A 13,740-nucleotide genomic window follows, 5' to 3' on the forward strand; every position below is an offset into this window, starting at 1 on the left:
CCGGTGGCCCTCAGCACCGGCCCCGAACCCATCCGCCTCACCGAGACCGGCCCGGGCGTCGAAGTCGCCCTGCACCCCGCCCAGGTCGCCACGCTGATCAACAGCCCGCGCCTCGTCCGGCTCACCCCCGTCCCCGGCCCCGGCGGACGGTGGCGTGTCTCCGGCCTCGAACGCGTCGGCCTGGTGCGCCTCGGACGCGGAGACGGCGCCGTCGAACTCCACATCGACCCCAAACTCCCCGTCGCCCAGCTGCTGTTCCTCCTCACCTACGCCCCGGGCACCCCCTGGCGGGACCAGCAGGTCACCGCATCGGCATCCGACGACGACCTGCTCCCCGCCCTCGCCGACGCCTACGCCCGCGCCGCCCGACGCGCCCTCGACCCGGGCGTCCTGCACGGCTACCGCGTCACCGACGACGAACTCCCCGTCGTACGCGGCCGCATCCGCACCGCCGAGCAGCTGCGCCGCACCGGACTTCCGCTCCCCGTGGCCGTCCGCTACGACGACTTCACCGCCGACATCCCCGAGAACCGCGTCCTGCTCGCCGCCCTGCACCGCCTCGAACACCTCCCCGGGGTCACGGACACGACCCGCCGCACCCTGCGCCACCTCGCCGCCCGCCTCCCCGAGGTCACGCCCCTGCGCCCCGGCACCCCGCTCCCCGTCTGGACGCCGACCCGCCTCAACTCCCGTTACGCGCCGGTCCTGCGCCTCGCGGAGCTGATCCTCACCGACCGCACCCTCACCCCGCACGGGCCCACCCCCGTGACGACCGACGGCTTCGTCCTCGACCTGGCCACGGTCTTCGAGCGGTTCCTCACCGACACCCTGACCGCCGCCCTGCGCCCCCACCGGGTACGCGTCGAACCCCAGGAACGGCATCACCGCCTGGACGTCGGCGCCCGCGTCCGGATCAGACCCGACCTGGTCCTCTACCGCGCCGGACGCCCGCTGACCGTCGTCGACGCCAAGTACAAGGACCTCGGTGCCAGCACACCGTCCACCGACAACCTGTACCAACTGCTCGGCTACTGCACGGCGTTGGCGATCCCGCACGGCCACCTCGTCTACGCGGCCCAGCGGGGCGACGCCCCCGTCCCCCACGCGATCCGCAACGCGGGCATCACCCTCACCGCCCACGCCGTCGACCTGTCCCGCCCTCCGGCGGAGATCCTGGCGTCGGTCGCGGCCCTCGCCGACCACCTCGCACAGCAGCCGGGTCAGAGCAGCCGGGTAGACCAGGTCACTGCCCGATCTTCACCTTCCGCGACACACTCACCTGATCCACCTCCGAGACCCGGACCGTCACCTTCATCGTCCAGGTGCCGGCGATGGGCAGGTTGAGGTTGTTGGTGCCCCAGTAGCCGCCCTGGTCGGTGAGTTCGGCGTTGAGCGGACCGATGTCCTTGCTGGGCAGGGAGAACGCGAGGCGCAGCTCGGGGACGATCGCGAAGCCGTCGTCGGGGCCGAACACCACGGCCTGCACGGTGTTCTCGCCGACCCGGCCGGGTTCGAGGGTGACCTGCACCTTGCCGTGCCCGCCCGGCGTACCGACGTCGAAGGGGACCGTCGTCGTGGACGCGCTGATCACCCCGGGCACGGGCGCGTCCTTCGCCGCCTCCGCCGCCTCGGCGGCGGACCGGCCCGGCAGGGTGGTCGTCAGCACGGTGGTGATCACCAACACCGCGACCCCGACGGTCACTTCGGCCAGCACGGACCGGCGCAGCCGACGCCGGTAGGAGGGAGAGGAGGAGGACGGAGAGGGGGACGTGTCCGGGCGTACGTCGTCGGGAGCGTCGTCGGTGCTCCCGTCCCCCGGCGCCGATCCACCGACCGGCACCCGCACCGGCACCTGCTCCGCAACCTTCACCTCCGACGTCGCCTCCGCCAGCAGCAGCCGCCCCGTCCACCGGCGCGAGTACCCCGCCGCCACCAGCAACAACACCACCGCGCCCACCTTGGCGATCAGGATGCGACCGTACGACGTGCCGGTGAACGCGTCCCAGGAGCCGAGGCCGCGCCAGGACTGGTAGACGCCGGTGACCGTCAGGACACTCACCGAGGCGAAGGCCAGCCGGGAGAAGCGGGCGACGGTGGCCGCCGGGAGCGGCTGCGCCGCCTGGAGGCTGGTGAGCAGGGCCGCGAGGCCGCCCAGCCAGGCGGACATGGCGAGCAGATGCAGCACGGAGGACGTCATCGCCACCGGCACCTGGATGCCGGCGGACGCGTGCTCGGCGGCGGCCCAGGTCAGCGAGAGGCCGACGGCGAGCACGCCCCCGGCGGCGAGGAGTGCCGGTTTCTCGCGGTCGCCGCGCTGCCGTACCCGGACGAGCACCCGGAGGAACACGGCCGTTGCCGCCAGCAGGGCCACCCGGGCCAGAAGTGCCAGGCCCGGCCTGCCGGTCGTGGTCCGTTCCAGGGTGGAGAGGTCGAAGGCCGTGGCCGGGGAGGTGCCCGCCTCGTACGGGCCGCGCAGCAGGAGCAGCGCGACGGAGGACGCGAGGAGGGTCCACCAGCCCGCCAGGACCAGCTTGCGCAGGGGGTCCACGGTCGCCGGGCGGCAGAGGAGGACGAAGACGACGGTGCCGATGAGCAGCGCCAGGGCCGCGTACGCGAGGTAGCGGACGATGTCGTAGAGGGCAGTGGTCGCCGCGTTCTCGGCGGGGCCGGTGTCGACGGTGGCCGTGGTCGCGGAGGGCTCGCCGATGGAGAAGGTGAAGGCGCCCGAGATGGGGTGGCTGTCCGCCGAGACGACCCGCCAGGCCACGGTGAACGTGCCCTCGCCGAGACCCTCGGGCAGGCTCACGCGCACCGCGTCGGAACGCCCGTCCGCATGCTCGGCCTCGCCGGTGCTCACGCGTCGGCCGTCGGGGTCGAAGGCGCGGAAGGAGTCGTCGAGCAGACCGACGGCCTCGGTGAAGCTCAGGGTGACCTGTCGGGGCGCGGAGTCGAGGACGCTGCCGTCCCGGGGGTCGGTGTCCCGGAGAGCGGCGTGCGCGGACGCGGTACCCGCCCCGCCGACGAGGAGGAGCAGGACCAGCACGGTGCCCAGCAGCACCAGCCTTTGAAATCCCCTTCTGCCGGCTCCTGGGTGCTCACCTCCCGCGGCTCGTCGGTCATCGCGCCCTTCGTTCCGTAGTCGGCCCACGTACCTTCTCCGTCTCCGGGACATTCCGGCTCTCGTATACGTACGGACGATCCTGACGCCCCGCTCACCGCGCCGGCACGGGATTCGCCGTGGCCTTCACCACGTGGGCCGGGCGGACACCCCTCCGTCGACGACCAGGTCATGGCCGCTGACCCAGGACGCGAGCCGCGAGGCGAGGAACACGCACGCGTCGCCGATGTCCTCGGCCCGCCCCAACCTCCCGACAGGCGCCGCCTGTTGGAACCGCCGCACCCCGTCCGGCCAGGCCTCCGCCAGCCCCTCCCGGTCGACGAGCCCGGGCGAGACGGTGTTGACCCGGATGCCGTACGGCCCGTACTCCAGGGCCGCCGACCGGGCGTGCATCACCACCGCCGCCTTCGAGGCGCAGTAGTGGGCGTGCCCGGACGCCGGATGCGCGGCCTCGATGGAAGCGACGTGCGTAACACTGCCCCCGCCCCCTCCCTCCTTTTCCCGCATGATCTCGGCGGCGGCCTGCGTACAGGCGAAGACGCTGAGCACGTTCGTGTCGACGACGGCCCGCCAGTCCGCGACCGTCATCCCGGCCAGCTCCTGGACCGGCTGCACGCCCGCGTTGTTGACCAGCGCGTCGAGCCGCCCGCCACCCCACTCGGCGGCCTCTCGCACCACCCGCCGGCACTCGTCCTCGACGGCGAGATCGGCCCGCAGTACGACGGCCTCCCCGCCCAACTCCCGTACCCGCGCCGCCACTTCTTGCGCACCCTCGTCGGACGTCCGGCAGTGCAGCGCGACGGCGGCCCCCTCCGCCGCGAACCGCAAAGCAATCCCACGCCCGATACCGCCACCGGCCCCGGTGACAAGGGCGACCTGACCGGCAAGAAGACCCACAGCGCTCATGGGCGACACAGTCCCTCAATACGGGCCGCCTCGGCCGGATAACGCGCGGCCAGCTCGACGGCGTCCCCGTGCTCGTACGTCTCGAAGGTGAACCCGGGCGCCATGGTGCACCCGAAGAACGTCCACGCGCCGCCCGCGACGACCCGCGCACCCATCCAGGTACCGGCGGGCACGGTGAGCTGGACCTCCTGACCGTCCAGAAGACCGGGCCCGAGCACCACCGTCCGAGAGGTCCCGTCCGGTGCGAGGAGGAGCATCTCCAGCGGATCGCCGAGGTAGAAGTGCCAGACCTCGTCCGACGGCAGCCGGTGGAGCGCGGAGAAGTCGCCGGGCGCGGAGGTGAGCAGCGCGACGATCGCCGAGCCCTCCGGCCGCCCGTCGGCGCGTTCGGGTCCTGCCCACGTACGCCGGAACAGCCCGCCCTCACGCGGGATCGGCTCCAGCCCGTAGTGGGCGATCAGATCGGCGGGCGTCGGATGTCCTGAGGTCGGGGTCACCCGGGAAAAACTACCTCCCGGGGAAGAAAGGCCAGCTGGGCGCGCTTCTGGGGCAGATACACGTCAGGCAGGTCGATCTCGGGCAGGACGACCACGGGCCCTGCCACGAACCCCTTCCGTACGACCGCCGACCGCGCCTGGGCAACTGGCGGCCGTGACGAACGGCCGACCGGGCAACCCGGCACCGATCGGGGCATGATCGACCCATGGACGTCACTCTCCACCTCGCCCAGGACCCCGAGGCCGACGCACTCCTCGGCCGCAGCCCGCTCGCCGCGCTGACCGGAATGCTGCTGGACCAGCACATTCGCATACGAGGTGGTGCGGACAGGGACAGTCTACCCCTGTTGAGTAGCCCCCGACAGGGTGCCTGAGCGGGCCAAACGCGCAGGTCAGCGACCATGTGACAGGCCATCAGGCGTGCCAGGCGCCTACGACGGCCGACGCTGCGCCAGTACCGGGATTGCCGCGATCTTCTCGGGCGTTAGATCTGCCCACACCAACCCGCGCGGACGGCGGCGGTTGGGGCACGGGATCACCTCGTCGGGCGTGACGATGTAGTCCACGCTGAAATCGTGATCGGTCTCGGGGATCTCGTCCTCGATGACCTGAAGTTGGTGCACTGGCGCGACGATGACCGTCTTCTCGGTGACGAGGCCGGCTTCGATAAGAAGCGCCACTTCAAGGTCGGAGTACCCGGCACCCTTGCCGATGCGAGCACCGGAGCGGTTCACGGCGACACTGCCGCAGACCACGATGTCGATGGGTTGCACCTCATCTACGCTGACACGTCGAGCGACCCGAGCCGCGCCCTTCTTCTCGGCGGCCTCCTCGGGTGGGATGCTCAGCGCCTCAGGGTCGAGCAGGTAGAACGGTTGGACGCTGGCCATCTTCGGCACGGCCATGTAAACGCGCTTGCCCTCCTTCAGGGCACGGACGCGCACAGGAAGCTGCGCCCAGTCGGGGTTGGCCTTGATGGTGGTCGCTGCCCGCCACTCATCCAGACCGGCAAGTTGTTCCGCCGTCGCCTCCGAGCCGTAGAACCCGGGGATCTTCCCGTACGAGTCGGCCGGGGCGCCGCCACCGTCAATCAGTCGCTGCCATACCCGCTCGCGTACGGCCTGCTTGGCCTGGTCGATGTCTGTCACGCCCCACCCATCTACATCAGGGCGAGCAGACGATCATTAATCTCCTGCGCCCACGGCTCCGACCTCCACTGCCGCAGCTCGCGCCCGGCAGAGAAGGCCAGATTAAGACCACCTCCGCCACGAGTCAGCTCGACGGCATCAATGGTGCGGTGCATGGTCGCAGCGGCTTCGTCGAGCTTCCCTTGACGGATGAGCGCCAATGTCAGGTTGCCGAGCGCGATGGCCTGACTCTTCTTCTTGGCGGCCAGCGCCCGGGAAGTCATGCGGAGGATCGGTTCGGCCCGCTCTGGGAGGTCGAGAGCCAAGTAGCAGGAGCCCGCCAGCCGGTTGTACTCGTTCACCGTGTAGTAGGGCGCGGCCAGATCATCCGAGTGCACACGATCGAACTGAGCCTCGGCCTTCTTCAGGGCCTCCTCGCACTCCTTGAGCGCGCCGGTCATGGCGTGCCCCTCGGCGACGTGAAGAAGACTCAAGCCCGTCAGCGACGGGCTGACCAACCGGGCCGCCTCGACTGCCCGCTCGGCGAGCATGACCCCGCGCTCCGCGTTCTTCTCGCCGTACAGGGCGACGAAGCTCATGCGGAGGGTGGCGTACGACTCGGTGGACGGATCACGAGCGTGTCTTGCTGCCGCCACCACTTCCTCGAAGTACCCAAGTGGTGCGGCATGGTCGCGGCGTTGGGAAGCATCCCAGGCCAACTGGCCGAGAAAGGTTGCCGAATCGGCCTCGACTTCGTACAGCGCTCGGCGTACACGAGGGTTCCTGGCGTTCTCACGGAGGTAGCGAACCTGCCCGTGCAGCTGACCGGCCGTACCAAGGAGACTGGTCGAAGACTGTTGGTCGTACGACTCATCCAGTTGCCGCAGGCGCTCGTGAAGGTAGGCAACCACCACCAGGTCCGCGGACGCTGGGTTTTCGAGAACATAACTCATGCGGTCGCTGGGCTTGGTGTCCGTGACTGTGATGTCTTCGAGGAGCGCCTGTAGTTCGTCGCGACCAACCTTGAGCGCCCGTGCCAGTTTTGGCCGTATATACGCTTGAGGCTCCGTGTCGGCGCTTTCCCAGCGACCTACCGTTGACCGCTCGACGCCTAGATGCTCAGCTAGTCCCTCTTGGGTGAAGCCTGCTGATTTCCGGCGCCTGGCGAGGCCTATACGTCTCGCTGCCATCGCCCATCCCTCCGTTACGGGGCGAGTCTCTACCGTAGCGGCCAGTGGGTCATCTGTGCAGGCCAGACCGGTGAATGCGTCACGGATGCGACATTCGTGCAGCACGTTTGCTGTGGTGTTTTCCCAGGTCAAACCGCTTCTCTGGGTGGCGTGTTGGCGGGCAGTCGGAACCCCCGTGCCACTGCTCGCCAACCGTTCCTCAGCCCCCGGAGGACGGATGACCCCCAACATGTTCGGTTACATGCGGCAGCTCGCCCGCGACGACGACAAGGACGAAAACGAGGCAATCAAAGCGGAGTTGGCCAGACATGCAACTCGCGAGGGCTTCACGCTGGAGCGACTTTTTATCGAACGGCTCCGCGCCGACGAGGAGTCGGCGTTCTTCGCGCTGACCGACGCACTCAAGAGCACTGACGTCCGCCACGTCATCGTGCCGTCCCTGTGGCACTTCGCTCGCCTGCCTGGTCTGCAAGCTGCCATGCGCGACCACATTGAACGCGAGATCGGCGCTCGTCTTTGGGTGGTTCAGGGCTCCTCGATGCCAAGGAGCAACGCGTCATGAACCATGCCGACATCGTGCGCCCCATTCCACTGCTCGCGGCGTCGCTTCGGTTGACCGCCGTTCCTACGGCAGTCGGCCACTCCCGGACGTTCGTCCGTTTCACGTTGAACCGCTGGAACCTCTTGGATCAGGAGGAGTCGGCGACGCTCATCATGAGCGAGCTGGTCACGAACGCGATCCAGGCCAGCGGCATCACCGACCCCGACCCGAAGCCGTGGCAGATCAAGGAAGAGCACGTCATCGGCGTGCAGCTGCAAGTCGTACACGGAACGCTCTTCGCCGAGGTCTGGGATCGCACACCAGAGACGCCAGTGCGCCAGAACCCCGACTTCAACGCCACCAGTGGCCGAGGGTTGTTGCTGGTCGAGGCTCTCGCCGAGAAGTGGGACGTCTACCGCCCGCACGTTGGCGGCAAGGTCGTGTGGGCGGAACTTGCCCTGGGGTCTACAGAGCCGCCGCCTTCTGACCCTCCGCACCGTCCCCTCTTGTTGCCCGCAGGCATCCGAGCCCCATGGGGGCCGGTTGAACTTCAGGCGCGTCAAGCACTGCTTGACCGCCTGATGGTGACGACCTTCGAGCGGAGGAGGTGACCCATGGGCGGAGGAGCCCCGTAAGCGAGGCCGGCTGACGGTTGGTCGGCTCGATCAAGCAAGAGAGCACCCTGCACTCATCCAGTGCAGGGTGCTCTTCGTCGCGCGTCAGCCTTCGCTCGCCTCGTCCTCGTGCGGGTTCACCAGTTCATCCCGCGTCACGACTCGCGGACTTGCCTTCCCCCGCTTGCTCGCCGACGGAAGTGGCTTGGCGTTGACGGTCACCAAGTAAACGGTGACGCCATCAACGTGAAGTCGAGGCGGCCAGGGCTTCGTCACCTCATCCGTCGGCATCTGGAGCCCTTGGTCACTCAAGTTGAACGTCACCAGGTACGCAACGCTCTTGCTGTAGTCATGCGCGTAGTCGAGTGCTTGGCGGAAGCCCTTGGCTACGTACGGAACTCCGTAGCCCTTCCTTGAGGTGTCGTACAGCTTGACCTCGCAGACCAACGGGTCGTCTCCGTCCAGCCCTGAGACAACGTCCACTTGCCCTGAAGCGGACTTCGGTTGCGAGAACGGATAGTCGATGCCCTGGTCAAAGAGGAACTTACGCAGGTGGGTGTCGTAGGTGTCTTCGCCGTGCTTGGTGTCAGCTCCGTACTTCGCGTACAGCTCAGCCTGGTCGAACCACTCAAGACGCCGTGCGAAGCGTTCGAGCATGTAGAGCACTTCGCTCGCGGAGCCGAGTTGCTCCATGAGGTACTCAACAAACGGCCGAACCGTCTGCTCCGTCATCTCACGAAGGATGACATCGAGATATTTGCTAACTGAGAAGGATTGGGCAACACCAAAAGGGTCTGCCCCGTCTGCCCATCGTTGAATGAACCACCAGATAATTTTTGCCCGTCCCGACTCGGTGTCAGGCCAAGAAAAGCTGCGCGTACGAAAATTGTCGCGAACCCATTCAGCGGGATTAATTTCGGTGTTGGAATTTTCGAGCGTTTCGGTGATAGCTCGGAGAGCCGGAGACTTCTGGATGAAGTCGCGAAGGTACCGAATCTCGTGCTTGTACGCATCGTGATGGGCTCCGTAGACGAGGCCGTACTTCTGCTTGAGCTTTGCTTGCAGGTTGTGCTCGTAGCGCATGTTAGATCCCTTCAACGAGATAGATGATGTTTAAAACCCCGTGACATTATGTCACGGGGCCAGAGTCGTTACATTGCCTCTACCAGAGGGGTGCAGGACTGGCAGGTTCGACAATGGACATGAGGAATTGGATAGTCACACTTGAACGCCTCATGGCTCCTTCGACTGTCGTAGTGAGCCTTTTTAAGCTCAAGAGCTTCCTTAAGCCGCCTGTCAAACCACTCGGGAGCCGCGTCCCTATCGACGTCAGGCATGATTTCGAGGGCGCAACTTGCCTCTAGAAGCGCATAATGAGTCTCGGTGGCCTCAGTGACGTACTCACTCTTGTTACCATCATCATCGATGATTACGATGCGCATTTTTCCTCCAGGGGCTAGATAGCTTGCCCCCATTAAGAATGAAATGCACATCAAGGTCAATAGCTATTTTTACCGCAAGAGACCATCCACAATGGAGACAACAGAGGTCTCCGGTTTCTGTGGGTCGTTTTTCTCTACAGCTCCGGCAACAATCGCGAGGATTGCATAGCCAAGCAGAGTCCGGCGCTTCTCGTGGTCAACGACACGAGCATTCGGATTGGACTTCATGAGAGCTACAAGACCATCCGCTTGTGCAGTAAGGATGTCTGTAAGCTGACCAATTTTCATTCCGTCACGAAGCCGGAGTCTATGGAGTTTAAGGATAGACGAGTACACCTCTTTCCAGTTCCTATGAATCTCGGCATACACCCGACTAGCCGCCTCCCCAACATCAGGGTTCCCAGCGACAAAACAACTAGAAATTAGGGAAATCTGAGCACTTTTGATACTGACGCAAAAATCGTTGTATGCAACCTCGTGGATGGCATGAGACAGCCCGCTTCCTGGCTTCGACAGGGTCGATTTCCCGTCTGAAGCGACTTTAAAATGAGCTTTCCAATGACCCACCCATACCGAATAGTGAAGGATATCGACTGCGCAATCATCGACACCCCTCCATAGGATATAGAAGTCGGTTGGCGATCCAGTTCCCGTATCAATTTGCGCCTTCTTGGTCAAAGCCTCGACTGAGAATTTATGGGGAGCTACCGGCACCTCTTTTCCATCCCCAAAGAGCAGACTCAATCCCGCGTTCAGATAGCCAACTACTCGCTTGAGTTCCGTCTCTCCTCGAAAAGAGCCTGGCGAATATTTGAGGCGAACTTTCTTAAGGACTTCCCGCAGCCCTTCGTATTGGTTCGGCTGGTAGCGCTCTCTGGTGTCCATGACCGAACCGTATCGACAACCGTGCCCACCTCCCGCCTAGTCACACAATCGCAAGAGTGGGCAGTTTTCCCCCGCCGATTGGCGACCTGTCTCGGCAGACTCCAAGCTCCTCACCGCAAGCCCAGAACGACTACGGCGCAAGGTGCCAGCAGTCGCATGGGAAGTCGGAAGGAACCTTCATGTCATACGAGATCGTGCCGAGGGGACAGGCAAGATCCACCCCCTCTGCTCGCACACGGCGCGACATTAGCCGCATCGCGGACTACACCAAGATCGAGCAGAGCCGAGTCCAGTCCAAGGCCATGGTCGGCGAGTTCGCCATCCAGGAAGTCGGCTACATCAAGGCCATCCAGCACCAGGCCGAGCAGGCCAACCCCGATGCGGCCGAAGCCATCGCCCTGATCGTCAACATCACAGTGCAGGGCATCGCTCGAAGCGTCGCCAACTTCAACAACGACTGGCAGTAGAGATGAACAGCGTCACCATCCTCCTGCTGCTGGTCTTGGCTTTCTTCGGAGGCCGAGCCTGGCAGTGGCAGCGCGACCGGGCGGCCGTGCGATTCAGCGAAACGGCCTCGGAGCTGTACGCCACCATCACGGACATCACCGAGTTCCGGCGAAGGGCGCAACGGGACATTGACCGGCTGAAGAAGCGGTAAGCCCGTGCGCAAGGCTCGCCACTACCTTGTGTTGGTCATCGGGTTCGCGTTAGGCATCCGGGTTCTGTGGTGGTCGCTTGAACCAGTCATTCCATACATCATCGGCGCCGCAGCGACTCTGCTTGTGCTGGTAACCATCTTCGGCATCTTGGTCTACCGACGTCGGTAAGCAGCAAAAACTCAGGGGCTCATACGAAAATTCTCAGTATGAGCCCCTTTGTGTTGCTCGCCTTTGCAACACCCCTACTGGTCTTAGCTGGATTGTGGTACATGCGACAAAATAAGCAGGCGGCACGAGACGACAGCCGCCGCGCGTACACGCTCCTATTTCCGCCCGACCTGACGGCCGAGCAAGTTACCTCGTGGCTCCAAGCGATTAGCGGCACGCTGCGCACGGGCGCGTTCGGCGTCTTTGGGGTCAACACGCTCGCCTTTGAACTCCTCGCCACCGAACGTGGCATCTCCTATCGGTTGAGGGCTCCCGCAGCGCACGCCGACCTGATCGCCAGTGAACTGCGCACCTTGCTGCCCGGCACGGTGGTCACACCCGAGGAGACTCCACCAACGCACGAGTGGAGCTGGGTAGTTGAGCTAGGCCAGACCTCACCGGATCGGCTACTGAACATCCCGAAGCCTGCGAACCTCGCGGCCACGTTGCTCGCGAGCGTCCAGCAGCTCGGCCCCGGCGAGGCAGTCCTGACGCAATTGGTCGTCACCGCGGCTGTCCCTAAAAGACCCCCGACCAAAGCCCCGCCGGCCACGAGGGCCAAGACGACGCGACTTCTCGGCGAGCTCGCCGTGTCCTTCGCCGCCGAGGACATCGAGGAACAGCGCAAGAAGCTGAGTGAGGCCAACTTCCTCGCTGCTCTGCGTATCGCGTCGAAGGCCAAGACCGATACTCGCGCCGAGCACCTGGTCGGCCGGATCACCACCGCGCTTGCGAGCACCAGGAGCGCGACGACTCGGTTCCGTCCGCGCCGTCGGTTGAGTGGACGGCTTCGGGACGACCTGGCCGGCGCTCGTGCTCCCCTCGCCTTTCCTGCCCAGCTCGCTGCAACGGAACTAGCCGGTCTTCTTGCATGGCCGCTCGGTGCGCCACATGTCGCCGGTCTACCTGCTGGCCGGACTCGTCAGCTTCCGCCCTCGGGTTCTGTACCGCGTGCGGGACGCGTGCTCGCCTTCTCCAACTTCCCAGGCTCCGAACGCCCGTTGGCCACCAGCGCGACGGATGGTCTGAAGCACTTGCATGTCATCGGGCCAACCGGCGTGGGCAAGACGACCTTGTTGGCAAACCTCGCCGCCCAAGACATCTCGGCGGGGTACGGCGTGGTGGTCATCGAAAGTAAGGGTGACCTCCACCGTGCAGTACTCGACGCAGTACCGGAGCACCGGCTTGACGACCTGGTGGTGCTCGATGTCACCGATTCATCCCGCCCGGTGGGCTTCAACGTGCTCGACCAGACCAACCCGCGCGCCGTCGTCGAGGAGATCGGGGGGCTCTTCGAGTACCTGTACCGGGAGACAAGGGGCGTCTACACAAGGGAGGTTCTGTACTTCGGGCTGTCGACGCTGACCAGTCGAGCCGGCCACACCTTCGTAGACCTGACCGCTCTACTTGCACCGCGCAGCCCCGGTGAACAGCGCTGGCGTGACGCCTTGATCCGAGAGCTCAAGGAGCCTGAGCTGCGTCACTTCTGGGATCGGTTCAACGCCCTGCCGCGGCCACAACAGGAGCGAGTCGTTCAACCGGTGCTCGACCGCATCTGGCAGTTGAACGCACGTCCTGAAATTCGGAACATTATTGGTCAAACACACTCAAGCTTCCAGATGCGCGACGTAATCGAGCAGAACAAGATTCTGCTGGTCAACCTCGCCGGCCTCGGGCAAGAAACCGCAAGTCTCACCGGGACGCTGCTCATCAACGCCCTGTGGCAAGCCGTACGCCAGGGTCGCGGACGACAACCGACCTTCCTGTACGTCGATGAGTTCCAGGACTTCTTGCAGCTCCCGATCTCCCCTGAGTCGATGCTCGCCCAAGCTCGGGGGTTCGGGCTCGGGATGGTGCTCGCTCACCAGCACCTCGACCAGCTACCGCGCGAGATGCGGGCGGCCGTCATGGCGAACGCCCGCAGCAAGGTGGTCTTCCAGACCACCCGCGATGACGCGTACGCCTTCTCCCGAGAGTTCGGCAAGGCCGTCACCGAGGAGGACTTCATGAACCTCGGCGCGTACGAGGTGATCACCCGCCTGGTCACCGGGGACGGGGTGAGCCCACCCATGACCGGCCGGACTGCCCAGCCCTTCGCGGGCTTTGGTCTGGCCGACCAAGCGTGGGAACGAGCCACCAACCGCTACGGCCGTCCACGTGACGAGGTGCTGGCTGAGATTACCCAGCGGACAACTGCACCCGAGCCACCCGCACCGCAGCGACCGCGCGTCGGGTCGCAGGAATGGACACCTTGATGGCTCCCGATCTACCGGACCTCCAGCGATTCATTCTGGAGGCCGAGGCGTATGCGCATGCCACGTTCGGTGAACTGACTCATCTAGCTAATCAGGCTGAACGGCTCTGGCCGATGTCGAGCGACTCGATGAGCAGCGACACCATTACTCAGACTGTCGAGCAGGTTCGAGAGCACATCAAGGAGTCGCTCCGAGAGCTTGGTGTGGGCATCACTGCCATGACGAATCTCTATCACGAGTTAGATGCTGGGGTGCGGGGGTGGTAGAAGTAAAAACCCGGCCGCAAGAAAAAGCGGCCG

14 protein-coding genes and 2 pseudogenes are annotated in these 13,740 nt (G+C 65.2%); 8 read left to right on the top strand and 8 right to left on the bottom strand.

Annotated features, from left to right (window positions below; translation table 11 throughout):
• The first annotated feature begins 3 nt into the window (after window positions 1-3).
• Complete coding sequence (locus ACH4TV_RS14925) at window positions 4-1,344, top strand: McrC family protein (RefSeq protein WP_398397989.1); 1,341 nt, start codon at window positions 4-6, stop codon at window positions 1,342-1,344.
• On the opposite strand, the gene ACH4TV_RS14930 is transcribed toward ACH4TV_RS14925, so the two are convergent.
• The 4 genes and pseudogenes from ACH4TV_RS14930 to ACH4TV_RS14945 all read right to left on the bottom strand — a co-directional run.
• The gene (locus tag ACH4TV_RS14930) at window positions 1,244-3,058 is read right to left on the bottom strand and encodes a copper resistance CopC/CopD family protein (protein ID WP_398397991.1); all 1,815 of its coding nucleotides are present in this window, start codon (window positions 3,056-3,058) and stop codon (window positions 1,244-1,246) included. The genes ACH4TV_RS14925 and ACH4TV_RS14930 overlap by 101 nt on opposite strands.
• A 186-nt stretch (window positions 3,059-3,244) precedes the next feature.
• Window positions 3,245-4,024 (bottom strand): SDR family NAD(P)-dependent oxidoreductase, encoded by a 780-nt coding sequence (locus ACH4TV_RS14935; RefSeq protein WP_398397993.1) that lies wholly within the window; start codon window positions 4,022-4,024, stop codon window positions 3,245-3,247.
• Window positions 4,021-4,521, bottom strand: a complete 501-nt coding sequence (locus ACH4TV_RS14940) for a cupin domain-containing protein (protein ID WP_398397994.1) — start codon at window positions 4,519-4,521, stop codon at window positions 4,021-4,023. The genes ACH4TV_RS14935 and ACH4TV_RS14940 overlap by 4 nt, the downstream gene beginning before the upstream one ends.
• Window positions 4,518-4,640 (bottom strand): annotated as a pseudogene (locus ACH4TV_RS14945) (siderophore biosynthesis protein); the annotation flags it as partial. The pseudogene ACH4TV_RS14945 and the gene ACH4TV_RS14940, both read right to left, overlap by 4 nt.
• Window positions 4,641-4,727: 87 nt before the next feature.
• Here ACH4TV_RS14945 and ACH4TV_RS14950 point away from each other — a divergent pair.
• Window positions 4,728-4,829 (top strand): annotated as a pseudogene (locus ACH4TV_RS14950) (Fe-S cluster assembly protein HesB); the annotation flags it as partial.
• Window positions 4,830-4,952: 123 nt separating this feature from the next.
• Here the strand turns inward: ACH4TV_RS14950 and ACH4TV_RS14955 are convergent.
• Both ACH4TV_RS14955 and ACH4TV_RS14960 read right to left on the bottom strand, forming a co-directional pair.
• Window positions 4,953-5,669 (bottom strand): 5-formyltetrahydrofolate cyclo-ligase, encoded by a 717-nt coding sequence (locus tag ACH4TV_RS14955; protein WP_398397996.1) that lies wholly within the window; start codon window positions 5,667-5,669, stop codon window positions 4,953-4,955.
• A gap of 11 nt (window positions 5,670-5,680) precedes the next feature.
• On the bottom strand, window positions 5,681-6,970 hold the full coding sequence (locus ACH4TV_RS14960; RefSeq protein WP_398397998.1) for a helix-turn-helix transcriptional regulator: 1,290 nt from the start codon (window positions 6,968-6,970) through the stop codon (window positions 5,681-5,683).
• Between the two features lie 85 nt (window positions 6,971-7,055).
• Here ACH4TV_RS14960 and ACH4TV_RS14965 point away from each other — a divergent pair, with 85 nt between their 5' ends.
• Window positions 7,056-7,400 carry a hypothetical protein gene (locus ACH4TV_RS14965; protein ID WP_398398000.1) on the top strand — a complete coding sequence of 115 codons (345 nt, stop codon included), beginning with the start codon at window positions 7,056-7,058 and terminating at the stop codon, window positions 7,398-7,400.
• The gene (locus tag ACH4TV_RS14970) at window positions 7,397-7,990 is read left to right on the top strand and encodes an ATP-binding protein (RefSeq protein ID WP_398398002.1); all 594 of its coding nucleotides are present in this window, start codon (window positions 7,397-7,399) and stop codon (window positions 7,988-7,990) included. Before ACH4TV_RS14965 ends, ACH4TV_RS14970 begins: the two co-directional genes overlap by 4 nt.
• Window positions 7,991-8,098: 108 nt before the next feature.
• Here ACH4TV_RS14970 and ACH4TV_RS14975 read toward each other — a convergent pair whose 3' ends face one another.
• Window positions 8,099-9,076 (bottom strand): hypothetical protein, encoded by a 978-nt coding sequence (locus ACH4TV_RS14975; protein ID WP_398398003.1) that lies wholly within the window; start codon window positions 9,074-9,076, stop codon window positions 8,099-8,101.
• Between the two features lie 428 nt (window positions 9,077-9,504).
• Window positions 9,505-10,320, bottom strand: coding sequence for a hypothetical protein (locus ACH4TV_RS14980; protein ID WP_398398005.1), 816 nt, complete (start codon window positions 10,318-10,320; stop codon window positions 9,505-9,507).
• A 179-nt stretch (window positions 10,321-10,499) separates the two neighbouring features.
• Between ACH4TV_RS14980 and ACH4TV_RS14985 the strand changes: the two genes are divergently transcribed.
• From ACH4TV_RS14985 to ACH4TV_RS15000, 4 genes are all read left to right on the top strand, one after another.
• On the top strand, window positions 10,500-10,787 hold the full coding sequence (locus ACH4TV_RS14985) for a hypothetical protein (protein ID WP_398398007.1): 288 nt from the start codon (window positions 10,500-10,502) through the stop codon (window positions 10,785-10,787).
• Window positions 10,788-10,789: 2 nt separating this feature from the next.
• Window positions 10,790-10,978, top strand: a complete 189-nt coding sequence (locus ACH4TV_RS14990; protein ID WP_398398008.1) for a hypothetical protein — start codon at window positions 10,790-10,792, stop codon at window positions 10,976-10,978.
• A gap of 207 nt (window positions 10,979-11,185) precedes the next feature.
• Entirely contained in the window at window positions 11,186-13,441 is a 2,256-nt protein-coding gene (locus ACH4TV_RS14995) for a type IV secretion system DNA-binding domain-containing protein (RefSeq protein WP_398398011.1), read from the top strand.
• Complete coding sequence (locus ACH4TV_RS15000; protein ID WP_398398013.1) at window positions 13,429-13,707, top strand: hypothetical protein; 279 nt, start codon at window positions 13,429-13,431, stop codon at window positions 13,705-13,707. The genes ACH4TV_RS14995 and ACH4TV_RS15000 overlap by 13 nt, the downstream gene beginning before the upstream one ends.
• Window positions 13,708-13,740: the final 33 nt, after the last annotated feature.

This window comes from Streptomyces sp. NPDC020898 (genome assembly GCF_044333925.1).
In the GTDB taxonomy this organism is placed as follows: Bacteria; Actinomycetota; Actinomycetes; order Streptomycetales; family Streptomycetaceae; genus Streptomyces.

What these genes read in the sequence shown, in the direction of transcription:
- ACH4TV_RS14980 (WP_398398005.1), bottom strand. Translation starts at nt 10,320, where the DNA reads ATGGACACCAGAGAGCGCTACCAGCCGAACCAATACGAAGGGCTGCGG.
- ACH4TV_RS14970 (WP_398398002.1), top strand. Translation starts at nt 7,397, where the DNA reads ATGAACCATGCCGACATCGTGCGCCCCATTCCACTGCTCGCGGCGTCG.
- ACH4TV_RS15000 (WP_398398013.1), top strand. Translation starts at nt 13,429, where the DNA reads ATGGACACCTTGATGGCTCCCGATCTACCGGACCTCCAGCGATTCATT.
- ACH4TV_RS14995 (WP_398398011.1), top strand. Translation starts at nt 11,186, where the DNA reads ATGAGCCCCTTTGTGTTGCTCGCCTTTGCAACACCCCTACTGGTCTTA.
- ACH4TV_RS14985 (WP_398398007.1), top strand. Translation starts at nt 10,500, where the DNA reads ATGTCATACGAGATCGTGCCGAGGGGACAGGCAAGATCCACCCCCTCT.
- ACH4TV_RS14935 (WP_398397993.1), bottom strand. Translation starts at nt 4,024, where the DNA reads ATGAGCGCTGTGGGTCTTCTTGCCGGTCAGGTCGCCCTTGTCACCGGG.
- ACH4TV_RS14965 (WP_398398000.1), top strand. Translation starts at nt 7,056, where the DNA reads ATGACCCCCAACATGTTCGGTTACATGCGGCAGCTCGCCCGCGACGAC.
- ACH4TV_RS14990 (WP_398398008.1), top strand. Translation starts at nt 10,790, where the DNA reads ATGAACAGCGTCACCATCCTCCTGCTGCTGGTCTTGGCTTTCTTCGGA.
- ACH4TV_RS14975 (WP_398398003.1), bottom strand. Translation starts at nt 9,076, where the DNA reads ATGCGCTACGAGCACAACCTGCAAGCAAAGCTCAAGCAGAAGTACGGC.